The 14,208-nt window shown below is 70.3% G+C and carries 13 protein-coding genes; 6 read left to right on the forward strand and 7 right to left on the reverse strand.

What is annotated here, in order from left to right; all coding sequences use genetic code 11:
- Window positions 1-54 precede the first annotated feature (54 nt).
- The gene (locus J3476_RS01655) at window positions 55-501 is read right to left on the reverse strand and encodes a MarR family winged helix-turn-helix transcriptional regulator (protein ID WP_207064876.1); all 447 of its coding nucleotides are present in this window, start codon (window positions 499-501) and stop codon (window positions 55-57) included.
- A 64-nt stretch (window positions 502-565) separates the two neighbouring features.
- Between J3476_RS01655 and J3476_RS01660 the strand changes: the two genes are divergently transcribed.
- From J3476_RS01660 to J3476_RS01670, 3 genes are all read left to right on the forward strand, one after another.
- Window positions 566-1,780, forward strand: coding sequence for a multidrug effflux MFS transporter (locus J3476_RS01660; protein ID WP_207064877.1), 1,215 nt, complete (start codon window positions 566-568; stop codon window positions 1,778-1,780).
- Window positions 1,781-1,867: 87 nt separating this feature from the next.
- Window positions 1,868-2,584, forward strand: a complete 717-nt coding sequence (locus J3476_RS01665) for a phytanoyl-CoA dioxygenase family protein (protein ID WP_207064878.1) — start codon at window positions 1,868-1,870, stop codon at window positions 2,582-2,584.
- A 195-nt stretch (window positions 2,585-2,779) separates the two neighbouring features.
- Entirely contained in the window at window positions 2,780-3,775 is a 996-nt protein-coding gene (locus tag J3476_RS01670) for an alpha/beta hydrolase family protein (RefSeq protein WP_207064926.1), read from the forward strand.
- A gap of 91 nt (window positions 3,776-3,866) precedes the next feature.
- Here J3476_RS01670 and J3476_RS01675 read toward each other — a convergent pair whose 3' ends face one another.
- Genes J3476_RS01675 through J3476_RS01690 form a run of 4 tightly spaced genes read right to left on the reverse strand, consistent with a single transcriptional unit; the run spans window position 3,867 to window position 6,282 of the window.
- Window positions 3,867-4,730: a DUF4344 domain-containing metallopeptidase gene (locus J3476_RS01675; RefSeq protein WP_286182501.1), complete on the reverse strand. Its 864-nt coding sequence runs from the start codon at window positions 4,728-4,730 to the stop codon at window positions 3,867-3,869.
- Between the two features lie 47 nt (window positions 4,731-4,777).
- Complete coding sequence (locus tag J3476_RS01680; RefSeq protein ID WP_207064880.1) at window positions 4,778-5,194, reverse strand: pyridoxamine 5'-phosphate oxidase family protein; 417 nt, start codon at window positions 5,192-5,194, stop codon at window positions 4,778-4,780.
- A gap of 38 nt (window positions 5,195-5,232) precedes the next feature.
- On the reverse strand, window positions 5,233-5,664 hold the full coding sequence (locus J3476_RS01685) for a nitroreductase/quinone reductase family protein (protein ID WP_207064881.1): 432 nt from the start codon (window positions 5,662-5,664) through the stop codon (window positions 5,233-5,235).
- A 9-nt stretch (window positions 5,665-5,673) separates the two neighbouring features.
- Complete coding sequence (locus J3476_RS01690; protein ID WP_207064882.1) at window positions 5,674-6,282, reverse strand: TetR/AcrR family transcriptional regulator; 609 nt, start codon at window positions 6,280-6,282, stop codon at window positions 5,674-5,676.
- A 69-nt stretch (window positions 6,283-6,351) separates the two neighbouring features.
- On the opposite strand from J3476_RS01690, the gene J3476_RS01695 reads away from it, so the two are divergent.
- From J3476_RS01695 to J3476_RS01705, 3 genes are read left to right on the forward strand one after another with little or no spacing between them, the layout of a single operon-like run.
- Complete coding sequence (locus J3476_RS01695) at window positions 6,352-7,332, forward strand: nitrilase-related carbon-nitrogen hydrolase (RefSeq protein WP_207064883.1); 981 nt, start codon at window positions 6,352-6,354, stop codon at window positions 7,330-7,332.
- Window positions 7,329-8,960, forward strand: coding sequence for an amidohydrolase (locus J3476_RS01700; protein WP_207064884.1), 1,632 nt, complete (start codon window positions 7,329-7,331; stop codon window positions 8,958-8,960). Before J3476_RS01695 ends, J3476_RS01700 begins: the two co-directional genes overlap by 4 nt.
- Complete coding sequence (locus tag J3476_RS01705; RefSeq protein WP_207064885.1) at window positions 8,957-10,315, forward strand: APC family permease; 1,359 nt, start codon at window positions 8,957-8,959, stop codon at window positions 10,313-10,315. Before J3476_RS01700 ends, J3476_RS01705 begins: the two co-directional genes overlap by 4 nt.
- 49 nt (window positions 10,316-10,364) lie before the next feature.
- Here J3476_RS01705 and J3476_RS01710 read toward each other — a convergent pair whose 3' ends face one another.
- Window positions 10,365-13,556 carry a helicase HerA domain-containing protein gene (locus tag J3476_RS01710; RefSeq protein WP_207064886.1) on the reverse strand — a complete coding sequence of 1,064 codons (3,192 nt, stop codon included), beginning with the start codon at window positions 13,554-13,556 and terminating at the stop codon, window positions 10,365-10,367.
- The gene (locus J3476_RS01715) at window positions 13,556-14,194 is read right to left on the reverse strand and encodes a hypothetical protein (protein WP_207064887.1); all 639 of its coding nucleotides are present in this window, start codon (window positions 14,192-14,194) and stop codon (window positions 13,556-13,558) included. The genes J3476_RS01710 and J3476_RS01715 overlap by 1 nt, the downstream gene beginning before the upstream one ends.
- Between the last annotated feature and the right edge of the window lie 14 nt (window positions 14,195-14,208).

The following is a 14,208-nucleotide window of genomic DNA, read 5'->3' on the forward strand; positions in this document are numbered from 1 at the left end:
TCCTGGCGAATCGGGCGCGCGCAGGCACCCCAGGTGTCGCATAGCGCGCCGGATTCACGCGTGGAGGCCGCGTTCGAGCGCACGCAGCACCGCGACCGCGGACGCGATGTCGTGCTGTTCGCCGGAGGCTTCCAGTGCGTCGCCGAGCAACCGGGCCCAGATGCCGCGCAGGGTCGTGAGGTTCTCGGCGGCGAGCTCGGTCGAGCGCACCACCACACCACGGCTGTCGGCCGGGTCGACTGAGCGGCGGACCAACCCCTTGGATTCCAGATCGCGCAGAGCACGGCTCAGGTTGCTGCGTTGCAGACCGGTCGCCGCGGCGACAGTGCTGGGGCTGACGTCGGGATGGTGGTCGAGGTAGCGCAGCACCGTCACTTCGGTCACCGACAGCTCGAAGACCGACGGTTCATCGGCGACGTGGGCCTTGACCGCGCGAGAGACCGTCATCACCAGGTCGGCGAGGTCGGCGAGCTGATCACCACGCGGTCGTCTGGCTTGCACAGAGCCACCCTACCTGATAGTTATTTACTGATAATTATGTTTCGATAATCACCTGGAGATCCTCATGAGCACTGCTGTCGATTCGCGGCGCGACACCGTGCCCGGGCTGAGCGCGGGGCTGCTCATCACCCTCGCGCTGCTGTCCGCGGTCGCCCCGTTCGCCACCGACCTCTATCTGCCCGCATTCCCGGCGATGGTCACCGACCTGCACACCTCGCCGACCGCTGTGCAGCTCACCCTGACGGCCTTCCTGCTCGGGTTGGCCAGCGGGCAGCTGGTCTTCGGTCCGCTGTCGGACCGCTTCGGCAGGGTCAGGCCGCTGGTGATCGGTGCCGCCGTCTGTGTGCTCGCGAGCCTGGCCGCGGTGCTGGCCCCGTCGGTCGAGGTTCTGGTCGCCGCCCGGTTCGCGCAGGGCCTGACCGGAGCGGCAGGCATGGTGATCGGTCGGGCCATCATCTCCGACCTGGCCACCGGCCGGGACGCCGCACGCGCGTTCAGCTTGATGATGATCGTCGCCGGCGTCGCCCCCATCGTCGCTCCGCTGGCCGGCGGGTTCCTGGTCGAGCCGCTCGGCTGGCGCGGGGCGCTGGCGGTGATTCTCGGTCTGGTCGTCCTCATGCTGGTGGCTGTACTCGCCGTGGTCCGCGAGACGCACACCAGCGAGCGCCGCGCCAGGCTTCGCGACCAGACGGCCGCAGCCGGTTCGCCATTGCGCGAACTGGCCGGGCGCAGCTACCTGGGCAACCTGATCGCCTTCGGCTTCGCCTTCGCGGTCATGATGGCCTACATCTCCGCGTCGCCATTCGTCTACCAGACGATGATGGGTCTGAGCTCGGCCGAGTACGGAATGATGTTCGGGGTCAACGCGTTCGGCCTGCTGCTGATGAGCGCGCTCAGCGCCCGCTGGACCGCGCGCGCCGAACCACGCGCCCTGGCCCGAGCCGGCCTCGTGGTGATCGTCGTGTCCAGCGTGGTGGTGTGGGCGCTCGCGATATCGCCGGCGCCGGCCGGGTGGCTGGCACTGCCGCTGTTCACCGCGGTGGCCGCGATGGGCCTGATCTTCGGCAACACCACGGCGCTGGCCCTGTCGGCCGCACCACGCGCTGCCGGCACCGCCTCGGCCGCGCTCGGGGCCACCCAGTTCCTGCTGGCCGCGCTGGTTTCGCCACTGGTCAGCATCGGTGGTGAGCACACCGCCCAGCCGCTCGCGGTGGTCATGGTGGTCGCATCGGTGCTCGCCTGCGCCGGCTTTGCACTGGCCCGCCCCGCGTCGGAGTGAATCCGGCGCGCGCAGGCACCTCAGGTGTCGCATTGCGCGCCGGAAAACCGTTGGCGCGGCGATGTCTGCGCGTGCCACGCTGCCCGCATGGTCGACGTCGAGAGGTTCGCGGCCGACGGTTACGTCAAGCTTGCCGGCGCGGCACCGCGGCAGATCGCCGACGCCGCCCGGTCGGTGCTGTGGGCGCAGCTCGGGCTGTCCCCCGACGACCCGTCCTCGTGGACCGCGCCCGTGCGGTGGGCCGCCGACCTGACCGGAGCCGGCCCGTTCGGTGGGTTGACTCACAACCCGGTGTTGGCCGCGGGACTGGACGGGGTGTGCGGTGTCGGTCGCTGGGTGCCGCGTGGCTCGCTGGGCAACATCCCTGTGCGCTTCCCGGTGTCCCCCGCCGCCGACGACCGGGGCTGGCATCTCGACCTGAACACTCCGCAGTCCGACGGTCTGTGGGCGGTCAGCGCCCGCCCGCACACCGTCCTGGTGTTGACCCTGCTGTCGGAGGTGACCGTCGACGACGCGCCGACGCGAATCCGGGCGGGCTCGCATCGTGACACCGCTGCAGCGCTCGGGGACGACCTGCTCGACGCCGCCGAGGCCGCTGCCCTGGCCGAGGCAGCCAGCAGTGCCCGGCCGGTGCACCACGCGACCGGGGTGCCCGGTGACGTGTATCTGCTGCACCCGTTCACCGTGCACGCGGCCGACGAACACCGGGGCTGCACACCGCGTTTCATGGCCCAGTCACCGGTCATGCTGACCGAACCGCTGACTCCCGAGTCGCTGTCGCCGCTGGCCCGTGCCTACCGGTGAATTCGGCGCGCCCAGGCACCCACGGTGTCGCATTGCGCGCCGGATCCGCCGAGACAACAGCTCGGTAACAAGGCGGTCACCGGCCCGCGCGTTCTGCGGCCCCACCACGACGCGCTGCTAGCTTCGCCAGGCGTGACCTCCCTACGGCTGCGGTTCTCCCGCGCCTGCGCACGCCTGGCCGCGGCGACGCTGCTGATGTCCGCGGCGCTGTCCGCAGCACCCGCCCCGACCGGGTACGCCTTCTCCCCGGCGGGCCTGCCGATCGAGCAGCTCGACGTGCCGTCACCGTCGATGGGCCGCACCATCCGCGTCGAGTTCCAGGGCGGCGGACCCCATTCGGTGCTGCTGCTCGACGGCCTGCGCGCGCAGGACGACTTCAACGGCTGGGACATCAACACCGCGGCGTTCGAGTGGTTCCACCAGTCCGGGGTGTCGGTGATCATGCCGGTCGGCGGCCAGTCCAGTTTCTACACCGACTGGTATCGACCCGCCCGGGGCCGCGCCGGAACCCTGACCTACAAGTGGGAGACATTCCTGACCCGTGAGCTGCCGGAGTGGCTGGCCGCCAACCGCGGCCAGGATCCGTTCGGCAACGCGGTGGTCGGGTTGTCCATGTCGGGCAGCGCCGCGTTGACGATGGCGGCGTGGTATCCCCGCCAGTACAAGTTCGCCGCGTCGCTGTCGGGATATCTGGCCCCGTCGCAGGGCCTGTGGCCGACGTTGATCGACTTCGCGATGCAGGACGCGGGCGGCTTCGACTCCAACGACATGTGGGGCCAGCCCGGTTCGGGAGCCTGGCAGCGCAACGACCCGACGGTCAACGTCAACCGGCTGGTCGCCAACCGCACCGCGCTGTGGATCTACTGCGGCAACGGGGTGTCCTCGGATCTCGACGGCGGCGGGGGTGACTTCGGCACCCGGTTCAGCGCGCAGTATCTGGAGAACATCACGCTGAGCACCAACAAGGAGTTCCGCGACAAGTACCTCGCGGCGGGCGGACGCAACGCGGTGTTCAACTTCCCGCCCAACGGCACCCACAGCTGGGGCTACTGGGGTGCGCAGCTGCAAGCGATGAAACCCGACATCGTCCGGTTGCTGACCGCGCCGCCACCGCCACCGCCGCCTCCTGCACTGCCACCGCCGCCACCACCGGCTCCCGCGCCACCACCACCGGCTCCGGCGCCGGCCTAGCGACATCCGTTGAGGCTGCGTCCACCGCGGGAAAGTTCGAGTGACCTCCACCGTGGACGCAGTCTCAACGAGGGTGCGTCGCGCTAAGCCGCTACCGGACGTGCGGCTCGAGCAGGGTGCTCCAGGCGCGGTCGAGCTTGGCCCACTCGTCGTCGCATCCGTCGGCACGGTCTTCGGGGAGCTCGCCGCTGGCCACCAGGTCGGCGTTGGCGTCGGGGTCGGCGCCGTAGATCCAGCACTGCAGATTGAACATCCGCGTCTCGCTCAGCGAGTGCACATCGGCGAAGTCGTCCAGCCCGGCGTCGCCGCGGCGCTGCCCGTAGGCACCGAACTCCCGCGCGAAATCCTTGACCGCCGCGACGGATTCGGGGTCGGGTGCGCCGTCCTCGCCGGGCTGCAGCAGCACGTAGGCGGCGAGCTGATCGGCGACGTCCTCCTCGCGGCCGGTGGCCGGCAGGTCGTACAGGTCGATCGCCATGTGGCCGAGCTCGTGGTAGAAGGTGGCGATCTCGGCGTTGATCGCCGACGCGTCGGGATCGTCGTCGCCGGCGTCGCGGAAGATCTGCTGGCTCAGGTCGGCGTCTTCGTAGCAGATCGTCATCGACTTCTCCTCCGGATCCCAGAACGCGTTGGCCTCATCGCACTGCGCGCCGATGACCGGGATGTCATACGGCAGCCACAACGAGTCGTTCACGTCCTCGGCGAGGTCTTCGAGCACGGTGTTGTCCTGCAGCAGCGCACGGCCGTTGATCGCTTCCGCGGTGGTGGCGTCTTCATAGCTGACCACCATCTCGCCGGTGTCCTCGGCATGGGAGTCGTCGGTGTCCGTTTCGGCGCCGCCGTCGGCCACCTTCTCCTGCGCCGTCGGAGGCGGCGGCTCGGCCGGCTGCGGGCCACCGCATCCCGTCAGGAGCACCACCGCTGCCACAACCGGAAGAACTCCTCGATGCGCCACCCGGCCCCCTCTCGACGTTGTCGGGAGATTGTAGAGCCAGCCGGCCGCTATCTGCTGTAGTCGGTCGACAACCAGCGTTGCGGGCGCATGCGGATGACCACCGACGACGGGCCCAGGTTCTCATCGGTGAACTGGCCGCCGGCCTCTTCGCCCAGGTAGCGGACGGCGAGGGCGCGGACTTCGGCGGCATCGGCCGCGTCGATCGACGTCACGTCGCCTTCGGCGGTGACGTACTTGTAGGGCGGCTGTTCGTCCTGCACGGTGATCGCGAAACGGCCGGCTGATCGAATCAGCTTGTGTTTCAACGAGTCCGCGTCGGTCCACAGCAGCACCTCACCACCGGGCTCATATCCGTACCAGATCGGCACCGCCAGCGGGGCACGCTCCGGGCGCTCGACGGCAATCACGCCGACATGGACGTCGGCCAGGTAGCGCTCTCGTTCGGCAGGGGTCATCGTCGCCATACCGGGTGCCAACCGCGGCGACGCGCGTCACATTCCCGTCAGTCGACGGGCAGCAGTTCGAAGACGGGGATGACGCGGTCGGTGCGGGTCTCGTACTCGGCGAAGCCGGGCGCGCGCTCGGTGATCACCGGGTAGATGCGGTCTCTCTCGTCGCGGGGCAGTTCACGCACGCTGACGCGGCGCGGCGGGTCGGCCCCGATCTCGACGCTGGCCTGCGGGTGGGCCCGAATGTTGAACGCCCAGGAGGGGTCCGAGTCGCGACCGGCAGAGGATCCGACGATGTAGAGGCGATCGTCGATGTCGAAGTAGGCGACGGGATTGATGCGCTGCTGCCCGCTCTTGGCCCCCGTGGAGGTCAGCAGCAGCAACGGAAATCCCTCGAACTGACCTCCGACCTTGCCGCCGTTGGCGCGGAACTCGTCGATGTTGCGCTGGTTGAAGTCACGTTCACCGCTGAGCTCGTCGGCCATGGCATCAGCCTATGCCTCGAGCCCGGTCAGCAGCACCGAAAGCCCGTACTCGAAGGCGTCGTCGGCGCGGTGCGGATTGGGCGTGGCCGTCGCCAGCGCGGCAGCGAACTCCGGGCCGACCTCTGCGCTGGCGAGCCACGGTTCCTCCGGGGCGGCGACGTCGAGGGCCGAACCGAGCACGAGGTAGTCGATCAGCGTGATCACGCGCAGGGTGTCGGCGTGGTCGAAACCCGCCTGTACCAACGTGACCGCCAGCGTGTTGTACATCGTGATCGCCGATGCGCTGTTGACCGGATACGCGGTCAACAGCGGGATCAACCGCGGGTAGCGGGAGTAGCTGCGCCGGTAGGAGCGGGCGATGTCGGCGACGGCCTCGCGCCAGGGACGCGGGGGCTGGCCCGGGTCGCAGCTGGGCAGCTCCACCTCCGACATCGCGCGTTCCCGCAGCAGTTCGACGATCGCGTCGCGCCCGGCGACGTGGTTGTAGAGCGAGGACGGCCGCACTCCGAGGCGGGCCGCGAGCGCGGGCATGGTGAATCCACCGGTGGCGTTGACCAGCTCCAGCGCGGCGTCGGCGATGCGGTCGGCGGACAGCAACGGCGTGCGGGGTCGTCCCATGCTGTCTCCTCTTGCGCTCGCCGGTGACCCAGTTCACAATAAACGAACTTCATTCGTTTTAGGAGTCGGATGCTCACCCTGACCGCCACCGCGCCCCCGCCGTTGTCGCGCTCGACCGAGTCGCAGCGAGCGCCGCTGCGCGTCGGACTGGTCCAGCACCGCTGGCGGCCCGACGCCGACGAACTGGCCGCCACACTGCGCGCCGGTATCGACCGGGCGGCCGCGGAGGGCGCCACGGCGGTGTTCCTGCCCGAGATCACGCTGCTGCGTTACCCCGCCGACCAGCCTGGGGGCGCCGACCCCGACGCGCTCGCCGAGGACCTCGCAGGCGGGCCCACCGTCACGTTGGCCGCCGACGCGGCGCGGACCCATGGAATCTTCGTTCACGCCTCGCTCTACGAGAAGGCGCCCGGCCCAGACGGATTGGGCTTCAACAGCGCGATCCTGGTGGACCCGGCGGGGAACCTGGTCGCCCGCACCCGCAAGCTGCACATCCCCATCTCCGCCGGCTACTACGAGGACACCTACTTCCGGCCGGGCCCCGCCGGGGACCCCTACCCGGTCTACGAACCCGACGGGCTGGGCGCGCGGATCGGCCTGCCGACGTGTTGGGACGAATGGTTCCCCGAGGTGGCCCGCAGCTATTCGCTCGGCGGCGCCGAACTGCTGGTCTTCCCGACCGCCATCGGGTCGGAACCGGTGTTCCCCGACTTCGACACCCGCCCGCTGTGGCAGCAGGTCATCGTCGCCAACGGCATCAGCAGCGGGCTGTTCATGGTGGTGCCGAACCGGGTGGGCGACGAGGGCTCGGTCACGTTCTACGGCTCGTCGTTCATCTCCGATCCGTACGGCCGGGTGCTGGTGCAGGCACCCCGCGACGAGGAGGCGGTGCTGGTGGCCGACCTGGATCTCGACCAGCGCCGTGACTGGTTGGAACTGTTCCCGTTCCTGCTCACCCGCCGCCCGGACACCTATCGAAGCCTCACCGAACCTGTTGACCCGCAACGCCCCTACGGCGCGGGACACCGGCGGACGGCGGTGGTCAAGTGAGCTCGACGCTGTTCACCGGCGGCACGATCTGGACCGGCGACGGTGACACCGACGCACTGCTCGTCACCGACGGCGTCGTCACCGCCACCGGGCGGGCGGCGCAGCGAGACGACGCGCACGTCGTCGACCTGGGTGGCGGCTTCCTGATGCCGTCGTTCGGCGACGGTCACGCCCACCCCCTCTACGGGGGTCTGGAGGCCGTCGGACCCGCCGTACGGGCCTGCGGCTCGGTCGACGAGATCGTCACCGCGGTCCGGCGTTACGCCGACGCACACCCCGACGACGAGTGGATCGTCGGCGCCTCCTACGACGGCAGCCTGGCCCCGAACGGGCTGTTCGACGCGCGCTGGCTGGACGCCGCGGTACCGGACCGTCCGGTCGTGTTGCGCGCCTGGGACTATCACACGCTGTGGTGCAACTCGGCTGCCCTGCAACGAGCCGGGATCACGGCCGACACCCCCGACCCGCCGCTGGGCGAGATCCCGCACCGCGAGGACGGTTCGGTGCTGGGCACCCTGCGCGAATGGGGCGCCACCGACCTGATGATGCGCGTCATGCCGGCCCGCGACGAGCAGGTCCGCATCGCGGCGCTGGGCACGGCCGCCGACTACTACGCGGCGCGCGGGGTGACGTGGGTGCAGGACGCATGGGTGGAGCCGGCCGACGTCGAGACCTACGCAGCGGCCGCGCGCCAGGGCGCCTTGCGGATGCGGTTCAACCTCGCCCTCTACGCCGATCCGCGGCACTTCGACGAGCAGGTCACCCAGTTCGCCGAACAGCGCCGCCGGGCCGACGCAGCCGGCAACGAGCTGCTGACCGCGCACACGGTCAAGTTCTTCGCCGACGGCGTGGTCGAGAACGAGACCGGCGCGTTGTTGGCACCGTACTGTTCGGGCCTGCACAGCCATTCGGGGGACAACCGCGGCATGCGCAACTGGGAGGGCGATGCGCTGGCCGAGGCGGCCTGCCGGGTCGACGAACTCGGCCTGCAGATCCACATCCACGCCATCGGCGACGCCGCGGTGCGCCAGGCTCTCGACGCCATCGACGAGGTGGTGCGGCGAAACGGTCCGCGGGACCGGCGGCCGGTCATCGCGCACGCGCAGCTGGTCGACGACACCGACATCGACCGCTTCGCCCGTCTCGGCGTCATCCCGAACATGCAACCGCTGTGGGCTCAGCTGGATTCGTTGATGACCGTGCTGACCATCCCGCGGCTCGGTCAGGAGCGGGCCGACCGGCAGTACCGGATCGCGACGCTGCAGCGTTCCGGCGCGGCACTGAGCTTCGGGTCGGACTGGCCGGTTTCCTCCGGCGCGCCGTTGGACGGAATCGCGGTGGCGGTGTCGCGGCGCACGGCCGACGGTGAACCCGAGGGCGGGTGGACGCCGCAGGAGATCCTGCCCGTCGAGCAGGCGCTGAGCGCCTACACCGCGGCGGTCGCAGCGCAGGCATTCGCCGAGAACCGCTGGGGGCGGATACTTCCCGGCGCAGCCGCCGACCTGGTGTGGCTGGACCGCGACCCCCGCCGGACCGCGCCGCTGGAGCTCCCGCACATCGGCGTCCGCGCCACCTATCTGCAGGGCGAACCGGTCTATGAGGCCGACAACGGAAGGGCAGAGTCATGACCAAGCCAACCCAGCCTGCCACGGCCGGCGTTGACGCCTCCCAGGGGCATCTGAAGCGTGCGCTGGGCACGCCCTCGCTGGCGCTGTTCGGGCTGGTGTACATGGTGCCGCTGACGGTGTTCACCACCTACGGCATCGTCACCGAGACCTCCGGGGGCCGGCTGCCGCTGTCCTACGTGGTGACGCTCGTGGCGATGGTCTTCACCGCGTTGTCCTACGCGCGGATGTCAGCGGCGTTCCCGCTGGCGGGGTCGGCCTACACCTACACCCAGAAGTCGTTCGGCGCCCCGACCGGCTTCCTGGCGGGGTGGTCGCTGCTGCTGGACTACCTGTTCCTGCCGATGATCAACTATCTGGTCATCGGCATCTATCTCAATGCCGCGCTGCCCGCGCTGCCCGAGTGGGTGATCGTGCTCGTCGCGATCGGTGTCGTCACCGTGCTCAACATCGTCGGCATCGTGTCGGTGGCGCGGGCCAACTTCCTGATCATCGCCGTGCAGGCGATCTTCATCGTCACGTTCGTCGTGCTCGCATTGGGCGAGACGTTCGCCGGCGGCAGCGTCGACCTGGCGGCGCCGTTCACCGGCGACGGCACGGCCACCGGCCTGGGTCCGGTGCTCGCCGGTGCGGCGATTCTGTGTCTGTCGTTCCTCGGGTTCGACGCGGTGTCCACGCTGTCGGAGGAAGCCAAGGACCCCCGGCGCGGAGTGCCGCGGGCCATCATGATCGCCACCATCTCCGCGGGCCTGATCTTCATCCTGCTGTCCTATGTGGGTCAATTGGTGTATCCATCCAATGAATTCGCCGACGTCGACTCCGGGTCGCTGGACGTGATGGTCGCCGCGGGCGGGCAGTTCCTGAACAACTTCTTCACCGCCGCCTATGTCGCGGGCGCGTTGGGGTCGGCGTTGACGTCGCAGGCGTCGGTGGCCCGGATCCTCTACGCGATGGGCCGCGACGGCATCCTGCCGCGCAAGCTGTTCGGACACATCTCCCCGCGGTTCAGCACGCCCGTCTACGCCATCCTGGTGGTAAGTGTGGTGTCGCTGCTGGCGATCGTGATCGATCTGGCCACCCTCGCGTCGCTGATCAGTTTCGGTGCGCTGGTGGCGTTCTCGGCGGTGAACCTGTCGGTGATCAAGCACTTCTTCGTCGACCTGCGGGACCGTTCCAGGGTGGCGCTGAACCTGATCGCGCCGGGGGTGGGCTTCCTGTTGACGGCGTGGCTGTGGACCAGCCTGTCGGGGATGACGCTGGTGCTCGGGTTGATCTGGCTGGCCCTCGGTTTCGTGTGGCTGCTGGTGGTCACCCGCGGCTTCCGTCGCCCCACCCCGGTGCTCGACCTGGCCGAGTGAGCGGGTCGGCGTAGCGGAGTCGCGCAGTGCGCGACCAGCCACGACGACGTCAGCGGGACGCAGCGGCGAGGGCGAGGACGTCCTCGGCGGGCGGCGGGCTGGCCGGGTGATACGACAGGCACCACGGCGCGACGATGCGGTGGAACGCCTCGCCTTCGGTGGCGACGTAGAAGTTCCCGGCCCGCAGCCTGCTGATGTCGTCGACCAGACCGCCCTTGGCGCGGGCCATTTCACGCGCCGTCTCGATCTGGGCGGGCGAGTTCAACAGGCCGTAGAACTGGGTTGCCGCGTTGCCCGGGATGCTGTTGTCGAGCGCCTTGGGATGTTGGGTGGCGAACACCAGCCCCAGGCCGTACTTGCGGGCCTGCGACGACAGCGCCAGGGTGCTGCGCTTGCAGGCGGTGAATCCTCGTGACGGGGCGAGGGTCTGAGCTTCGTCCATCACCAGCAGCCCGCCGAGCGGACGCTCCCCGGCGGGGTTGCGCTTGATCCACGCGAACAGCGCCATCTGCAGCTGGTTGACGAAGCTCTGCCGCTGTTCCTCGGAGGTCAGTCCGATCATGCTGATCACCGACACCCGCGCCCGGTACCCGTCGGCCGGGGTGAGCAGCACGCCGGGGTCGACCGGGGTGCCCGAGCCGCCGAACAGCGGGTCATTGACCATCGCCGCCTGCAGATCCTGGGCGATGTTGCCGGCGATCTTGCGGGCGTCTGCCAGCCCGCTGACGTCGTCGGGCAGGTCGGCGAGCAGGCCGATAAAGCCGGGCAGGGTCGGCGCGGGTGTGGTGCCGTAGTACTGCAACGCTTCTCGCAGCACCGCACGCGCCCGGCCGGCTTTCTGGGTCTGACCGGAGATCAGTGCCCGCGGTTCCAGTGCTGCGCAGGCGGATTCGACGGCGTCGATGAACTCGTCGTGGTCGTCGACGACGCTGGCGAAGTCGGGCAGCGGCTGGAAGGCCAGCGGGGCGCCGTTGGCGCGTCGCGGTGTCCAGATCCGGACGTCGGTGTGCTGCAGGTACTCGGCGGCGGCCGCACCGTCGGGGCGCCGCCATCCCGACGGCGGCTCGGGCCAGGCGGTGCCGAGCCGGGACAGATCGTTGTTGGGGTCCAGCACGATCGCCGACACCCCGCGCAGCGCGCACTCTTCGACCAGCCGGCGGATCAGCACGGTCTTGCCCGATCCCGATCCGGCGAAGATCGCCACATGCTTGCGCAACGCGGACAGCTCGATCGTCACCGGCGCCTCGGTGTGCAGGTCCCGGCCGAGCGGAATCTCGTTGTCGGGCACCGGGATGTCGGGCACGTCGATGACGTCGGGTTCGGTGCCGGCGTCCTCGGTGCCGGCGTCCACGGTGCCGGCGTCCACGGTGCCGGCGTCCTCGAGCCCGGGCCCGGCGTCCTCGAGCCGGGGCCCGGCTTCCTCGACAGCCGGCGCGGGGGTGTCCCCCTCGCCGCCGAGCGCCTGGCGCAGCAGCGTCAAACCGTGGGCGGGCCGGTTGCGGCGCAACCACCCGGGCAGGTCGTGATGGTCGTCGTTGATCAGGTCGCGCAGCGCGATCATCGTGCGCAGGTCGTCGTCACCGAGCTCGAGGGTGCGCGCGCCGGCGGCGTGCACGTCGGCCATCAGCTCGGTGGTCTTGGGGCCCGTCGGCCACGGCGTGTTGCGCAGCAGGAACAGCTGCCTGCGGTCGGAACCGGCCTGCAGACCGGCGGCGGTGAACGCCTTGCGGACCCGGCTCTGCGCGGACAGCGCGTTGCTGGCGGCCACCGCGCGGAACGCCCAGTGCCGTTCGTCGTCGGTCGCGGCGTCCAGGCTCTGGCGTAACCGGCCGTGCAGCATGACGTGCGCGCCGGGCGGCGGATCGCACAGGTATGCCTGGTCACCGTCGCGTTCGGCGATCCAGGCGGTCAGCGCCGCGCCCAGCAGCTCGGGCATCGTGACGTCCTCGCCCTCCGGGTCCAGCGCGGCGGCGGGCACCGCGCGACGCCGGTAGTCGGCGAAGGCGCGGTCCAGCTCGGAGGACGGTGCGACGTTCCGGTCGCCCTCCTGCGTGTCCCAGACGGGGCCGTCGTCTTCGGCGAGGTGGTCGAGCTCGAGGACCTCGCGGTGACGCAGGCACTGCCGCACGTGGGTGTCGGCGCGGATCAGCAGCTGACGGGGCGTGTAGTCCAGCGCCTCGTCGAACGCCGACGGCCGGATCGGCCAGCTCGGATACGGCGGCCGGAAGTCGACCGACGCGTAGCTGGCGCTGAAGCGGCGCTCCAGGATCGCCCGGCCGATGTCGGCGGACGGCACCGGCGTCAGCACCCCGGTGACCCGGAACCGGTCGGCCACGCTGGCGGTGGCGCGGTCACGGATGCTCTCCCACACCGCGGGCAGGCACGCGACCACCGACACCGTGCGCCGTGTCGTCTGTCGCAGCGCCATCAACCCGTGGGCGACCTGCTCGAGCAGCGTGTCCCCGGCGTCACCCGGCTGCGCGAGGGACGCCGCCAGCAGCGTGTCGATCTGGTCGACCGCCAGCACCGACGGGCCGACCAGCGCCACCAGACGCGAGATCTCCCGCACGCATTCCTGCGTCAACGACGGCGCGGCGCGCAGACCCCAGCGCAGGCGTTCGTCACCGCCGGCCTCCGAACTCGCCTGCAGGTACGCCTCGCCGATGTCCTGGGCGGTCAGGTCGGTCGCCGCGAACAGCACCAGGGCCCGCAGCGTCTGATGGCAGTGCCGCACCGTGTCCTTGCGGACCTTGGCCAGCGCGTTGATGAACCGGTCGAGCACCTCGGGTTCGAGGTCGGCGTCACCGACGATGGCGCGGCGGTCGGCGCGCGACACGTGCGCCAGCGACGACAGCTCCCACAGCAGGTCCTTGAGCTGGGTTTCGCGGTGTGCGCCGGGCCTGCCGAAGCTCTCCAGGATGCCGTTGCGCACCGACTGCCAGAAACTTGCCGCGTCGAGCAGCTCGATGACGAAGAAGAACCCGCCGTCGGCCTGTGCGCGCTCGCGGACCTGGCCGAGCAGGTGAGTCTTGCCCGAACCCGCGGGGCCGCGGATCACCACCCCGAGCGGGGAGGACGACTCGTCGCGCAGCGCGTCGGTGAAGGCGTCCATGACGTCGTCGACGGCGTGCTCGTTCAACCCGCTGACGTGGGTGGCTGCCTGGGGTTTCCACAGGTCGTCCACGGTGGGCGCCCACGTCAGGCGCAGCGAGGCGAGGGCGTCGCGCTGCAGTGAATCCATCAAGCCTCGATCGCGATCAGGTGCTTGGGCCGGTCCCCGATGAGCACCGCGGCGGCGCGGTCGTCGGGCGTCAGCTTCTTCTGGTCCTCTTCGGGAATCACGCTAACCCCCGGCGCGCGGGACAACGCGGTGAGGGCGGTGTCGACGTCGCCGCGGGCGTCGTCGAGCGCGGCACGCAGCTCGGCGAGGCGCACCCAGCCACCCGGCCGCGGCGCCAGCCGTGCATACGCCACGCGGACCCGGTCCTCGAGGGTCCGGTCCTGAGGGGTTTCGGCCTCTGAGGTCTCGGCCGGCCAGAACAGCTCGGCCAGGCTCACCTCCGAGCGCTGCAGGTAGCGGCCCAGGGCGCCCAGCACGGTGTAGAGCGTTTTGGCCGGGCCGGTGGACCGCGGCGGCGGACCTGCGGCGACGATGTCGCGGCACAGCGCCCACCCGCGGTCGGTCAGTTCATGCACATAGCGGCCCTTGACGCGCTCGGACTCGATGAGCCCGAGTGCGTTGAGCTTGTCGCGGCCCGGCTTGTCCAGCGCGGGACCCAGCGCGGCCAACTCGGGGTTGGCCACCGGGCGGGATTCGGCCATCAACACGATGAGGACGGCCCGCTCGGTTCCGGTCAGGTCCGTCGGCGTCACACTCACCCCGCCAACTTAAC

Source organism: Mycobacterium sp. PO1 (assembly GCF_017312405.1).
In the GTDB taxonomy this organism is placed as follows: Bacteria; Actinomycetota; Actinomycetes; order Mycobacteriales; family Mycobacteriaceae; genus Mycobacterium.